5 protein-coding genes are annotated in these 4,820 nt (G+C 68.3%); all 5 read left to right on the top strand.

Annotation, left to right across the window (positions count from 1 at the left end; all coding sequences use genetic code 11):
- The first annotated feature begins 43 nt into the window (after window positions 1–43).
- The 5 genes from D7X74_RS39740 to D7X74_RS39760 all read left to right on the top strand — a co-directional run bounded on the left by D7X74_RS39740 (window position 44) and on the right by D7X74_RS39760 (window position 4,758).
- Entirely contained in the window at window positions 44–781 is a 738-nt protein-coding gene (locus D7X74_RS39740; protein ID WP_120538143.1) for a peptidylprolyl isomerase, read from the top strand.
- Window positions 782–786: 5 nt separating this feature from the next.
- The gene (locus tag D7X74_RS39745) at window positions 787–1,332 is read left to right on the top strand and encodes a peptidylprolyl isomerase (protein WP_120538147.1); all 546 of its coding nucleotides are present in this window, start codon (window positions 787–789) and stop codon (window positions 1,330–1,332) included.
- Between the two features lie 92 nt (window positions 1,333–1,424).
- Window positions 1,425–2,378 carry a GTPase Era gene (era, locus tag D7X74_RS39750; RefSeq protein ID WP_120538144.1) on the top strand — a complete coding sequence of 318 codons (954 nt, stop codon included), beginning with the start codon at window positions 1,425–1,427 and terminating at the stop codon, window positions 2,376–2,378.
- A gap of 73 nt (window positions 2,379–2,451) precedes the next feature.
- Entirely contained in the window at window positions 2,452–3,858 is a 1,407-nt protein-coding gene (gene der, locus D7X74_RS39755; protein ID WP_120538145.1) for a ribosome biogenesis GTPase Der, read from the top strand.
- 96 nt (window positions 3,859–3,954) lie between these two features.
- A complete protein-coding gene (locus D7X74_RS39760) occupies window positions 3,955–4,758 on the top strand; it encodes a tol-pal system YbgF family protein (RefSeq protein ID WP_120538146.1) in 804 nt (267 codons plus the stop codon).
- Window positions 4,759–4,820: the final 62 nt, after the last annotated feature.

Below are 4,820 nucleotides of genomic sequence, written 5' to 3' on the forward strand. Positions count from 1 at the left end.
GGGGGGTAGGGTCCGCGCTTTCGTGCCCTGGAGGCCGTCCCGTATGCACCGTCTTCTCGGTATCACCGTGGCCCTTTTCGCTGTCGGAGTCCTGGCCGCCGAGCCGGCTTCGAGCGCGAAGGTGGGCCCCTGGACGAAGAAGGTCCAGGCCGGCAAGGACCTCTACGCGACCCTGAAGACGAACCAGGGCACCGTCATCGTGCGGCTCTTCCCCAAGGACGCGCCCAAGACGGTAGAGAACTTCGTCGGGCTGGCCACGGGTGAGAAGCGCTGGACGGATCCCCTCACGGGCCAGGAAGTGAACCGCCCCCTGTACTCGGGCAGCGTGTTCCACCGCGTCATCCCGGGCTTCATGATTCAAGGTGGCGACCCCACCGGCACCGGCAATGGCGACCCGGGCTACCGCTTCGAGGATGAATTCCAGAGCGGCCGCAGCTTCGACAAGCCGGGCATCCTGGCCATGGCCAACGCGGGCCGGAACACCAACGGCAGCCAGTTCTTCATCACCACCTCCACGCCCGCGCACCTCACCGGCCGGCACACCATCTTCGGCGAGGTCGTCTCCGGCTACGACGTGGTGGAGAAGATCTCCAACGTGCCCCGCAGCGCGCAGGACCGGCCCCAGACGCCGGTCATCCTCATTGGCGTCACGCTGAGCGACAAGGCGCCCAAGGGCGTCCCGGCGGCCAAGGCCCCGGCCGCCGCGAAGGACGCCGCCAAGGCCGCGGTGAAGAAGAAGGTCCCCGCGGACGCCCCCGCCGCCCCGAGCCCCGCACCGTGAGCTTCATGGCGCTGGCCCAGAAGGGCGAGGACCTGTACGGCACCCTGGACACGACCGAGGGCCGCATCGTCGTGCGCCTGTTCTCCCGGGATGCGCCGAAGACGGTGGAGAACTTCGTTGGGCTCGCCACGGGCGAGAAGGAGTGGAAGCACCCCATCACCAGCGCGGTCATGCACGGCCGCCCGCTCTACGACGGGACGCTCATCTTCCGGTGCATCAAGGACTTCATGATCCAGGGCGGGGATCCGAGCAGCCGTGGCAACGGCGGGCCCGGCTTCCGGTTCGAGGATGAGTTCCTGAGCGACCGGCGTTTCGACAAGAAGGGTGTTCTGGCCATGGGCAACACGGGCCCCAACACCAACGGCAGTCAGTTCTTCATCACCGCGGCACCCACCCCCCACCTCAACAACCGACACACCATCTTCGGCGAGGTGGTGGAAGGGCAGGACGTGGTGGACCGCATCGCCAACGAGCTTCCCAAGGACTCGAACGACCGTCCCCGCCGGGACGTGCGCATCCAGACGTTGACCATCTCCACGGCGCGGCCCTAAGCAGCCCCTCGTCGCCCCGTTCTTCGCGGTACCGTCGTTTCCCCGGGGCCTTCCCGCAGCAGTCGGAAGGCCCACTGATCATCTCCGGAAGTATGGCCTCCCAGTCCTCGCAGAAGAAACCTCGCGCCGGCTTCGCCGCGCTCATCGGCCGGCCCAACGTGGGCAAGAGCACGTTGCTCAACGCGCTCACGGGCGAGAAGATCGCCATCGTCTCGCCCAAGCCGCAGACCACCCGCAACCGCATCCTGGGCGTGGTGACGCGTCCGGAGGGGCAGGTGGCCTTCCTCGACACGCCCGGCATCCATCAGGCCAAGGGAGAGCTCAACCGCTACATGGTGGAGGCCGCCCTCTCCGCGGCCGAGGAAGTGGACTTGGTCCTCTTCCTCATCGAGCCGCCGGCCGGTGAAACCATCGACGTGACGCCGGGCAACCGCGCCATCCTCGAGCGGCTGCAGAAGGTGGGCAAGCCCACCTTCCTGGTCATCAACAAGATCGACGCCATCCCGAAGGAGAAGCTCCTGCCGCTGATCTCGCTGTACGGCGAGCAGTTCCCCTTCGCGGAGGTGGTGCCCATCTCCGCCCGGGAAAAAGACGGCGTGGAGCACCTGTTCCAGGTGGTGCTGGGACACCTGCCGGAGGGCGAGCCGCTCTTCGCAGAGGACATGCTCACCGACCAGCAGGAGCGCGTGCTGGTGGCCGAGTACATCCGCGAGCAGGTGCTGCGGCACTGCCGGCAGGAGATTCCATACTCCACCGCGGTGCTGGTGGACGTGTTCGACGAATCCGAGCGCGAGCCGCGCCCCGGCACGCCCCCGGGCCAGCTGGGCGGCCTCATCCGCATCGCGGCGTCCATCTACGTGGAGCGCGACAGCCAGAAGGCCATCCTGATTGGCAAGCAGGGGCAGATGCTGAAGCTCATCGGCACGGACGCTCGCAAGTCGGTGCAGCGCCTGCTGGGCGCGCACGTGTACCTGGACCTGCGCGTGCGCGTGGAGGCCCGGTGGAGCGAGCGCGCCGCGGGCCTGCGGAAGCTGGGTTACGAGTGATGCGGCCGTCGTCGTTCGTGTGGTCGCTGTTCTTGTTGTCGCCGTTGTTGCCGTCGCTGTCGAAAGAGACTCCATGAAGCCGCTGGTCGCCATTGTCGGTCGCCCCAACGTGGGCAAGAGCACGCTGTTCAACCGCCTGGTGGGCCGCCGCGTCGCGCTCGTGCAGGACGAGCCGGGCGTCACCCGCGACCGGCACTACGCCGACGCGGACTGGGAAGGCCGGATCTTCACGCTCATCGACACGGGCGGCTTCGTCCCCGGTGAGAAGGACTCGCTGCTCAAGCAGGTGCGCGAGCAGGCGCAGTTCGCCGTGGAGGAGTGCGACGTCATCATCTTCGTCGTCGACGCCCGCGTGGGCATGTCCACCGCGGACGAGGCCGTCGCCAACTACCTGCGCAAGAGCGGCAAGCCCGTGGTCGTCGCGGCCAACAAGCTCGACAACGAGACGGGGCTGATGCAGTCGCTGGCGGGCGAGTTCTTCCGCCTGGGCCTGGGCGACGTGCAGGGCATCTCCGCCGAGCACAACCTGGGCATGGGCAGCCTGATGGACTCCGTCGTGGCGAAGCTCGCCCCGAAGGTGGAGGGCGAGGACGCCGAGGCGCCCCCCGACGACGGGAAGATCCGCGTCGCCATCATCGGCCGGCCCAACGTGGGCAAGAGCACCCTGGTCAACGCCATCCTCAAGGAGAAGCGCGTCGTCGTCAGCGAGATCGCTGGCACCACGCGCGACCCCATCGACTCCGAGGTGACGTACAAGGGCAACGAGCTCATCCTCACGGACACCGCGGGCATCCGGCGCAAGAAGACCATCGCGCACCAGGTGGAGCAGTACTCCGTCATCGCGGCGCTCAAGGTGCTGGAGCGCAGTGACGTGGCGGTGCTCCTGATGGACGCCACCGAACCGGCCGTGGATCAGGACGCGAAGCTGGCGGGCCTGTCCATGGACCGCGGCCGCGCGCTGGTCATCGTGGTGAACAAGTGGGACCTCATCGCGGAGGACAAGCGCAAGCAGGACGCGTTCCGTGACGACCTGAAGATCGCCCTGAAGTTCGTGGGCTACGCGCCGGTCATCTTCACGTCCGCCCTCCATGGCTCCAAGGTGGAGAAGGTGGTGGACGTGGCGGTGGAGCTGGCCAAGCAGTTCCGCTTCCGGGCCCCCACGCCGCAGCTCAACCGGCTGCTGGACTACATGGTGGACAACAACCCGGCGCCCATCGTGAAGAGCAAGCCGCTGCGCCTGTACTACATCGCCCAGGTGGCGGCGGCGCCGCCGACGTTCGCGCTCACGTGCAACGCGCCGGAAGGCGTGCCGGACATGTACAAGCGCTACATCACCAACCAGATCCGCAAGACGTTCGATCTGCGCGTGCCCATCCGGCTGCTCTTCCGCGAGCGCCCGGGCAAGGCCAAGCGCGAGGCGCGCAAGAACCCGAACCTGGCCAACAAGGGCAAGGGCGGGAAGCGGGCGGGGCGCGACTGACCGCGCACGTTCGTTGACACTCCCAGCGGGCGCTCTTTACAGTGCGCCGCTTTCGCAAGCGAAGAGCACCGTCGAGCCGAGAGAGGTCCCCTCACCGTGGCCCAGCAGAAGACCGAGAAGATTCGCCAGCAGGAGCTTCGTCAGCCGGACGCCTTCCAGAAGGCGGGAGCGGACGCGCGCGACTGGCTGATGCAGCGCCAGAAGTTCCTCGCCATTGGTGCCGGTGTCCTGGTGCTGGGCGCGGTGGGTGCCGCCATCGCCAGCGAGGTCTCCAAGCGCGGCGAGGAGACGGCCTCCATGCAGTTCGGCCAGACGCTCACCGTGCTGGATCGCCCCGTGACGGGCGTGGACCCCGCGGACCCCACGTCCACGGAGCCCCCGTTCGCGACGGTGCAGGCCCGGGACGAGGAGATCGTCCGCTCGCTGTCGGCCTTCCGCAAGGAGCACGACGGCACGCGCGCGGCCACGACGGCGGCCCTGGCGCAGGCGAAGGCCGAGTTCCGGCTGGGCAGGTACGACGACTCGCTGGCGTCCCTGGCCACGTTCCTCAAGGGCGTGCCGGAGAACGACGCCCTGCGCGCGGGCGCCCTGGAGGGTCAGGGCTACGCCTATGAGGCCAAGGGTGACTTCGCCAACGCCATCACCTCCTTCGAACAGATGGAGAAGGCGGACGCGGGCGAGTACCTGGCCGGCATGGGCCAGTACCACAAGGCGCGCATGCTGATCCTTCAGGGCAAGAAGGACGACGCCGCGCAGGTGCTGTCGAAGATCCCCACCGACCACCCGAACAGCGCCGCGGCCCGTCAGGCCACCGAGCGCATGGCGGTGCTGGCCTCCGAAGGCGTGAAGGTGCCCACGCCGGCGCCGCCGCCGGCCGCCGCCACGCCGGATGCGGGGTAACCCTCCGCTATGACCATGCGGCGCGCTCGGTGGAAGCAGTGGGTGGGGGTGTTGGCCGGGGT

This window comes from Corallococcus sp. CA047B, assembly GCF_003612065.1.
Taxonomy (GTDB): domain Bacteria; phylum Myxococcota; class Myxococcia; order Myxococcales; family Myxococcaceae; genus Corallococcus; species Corallococcus praedator.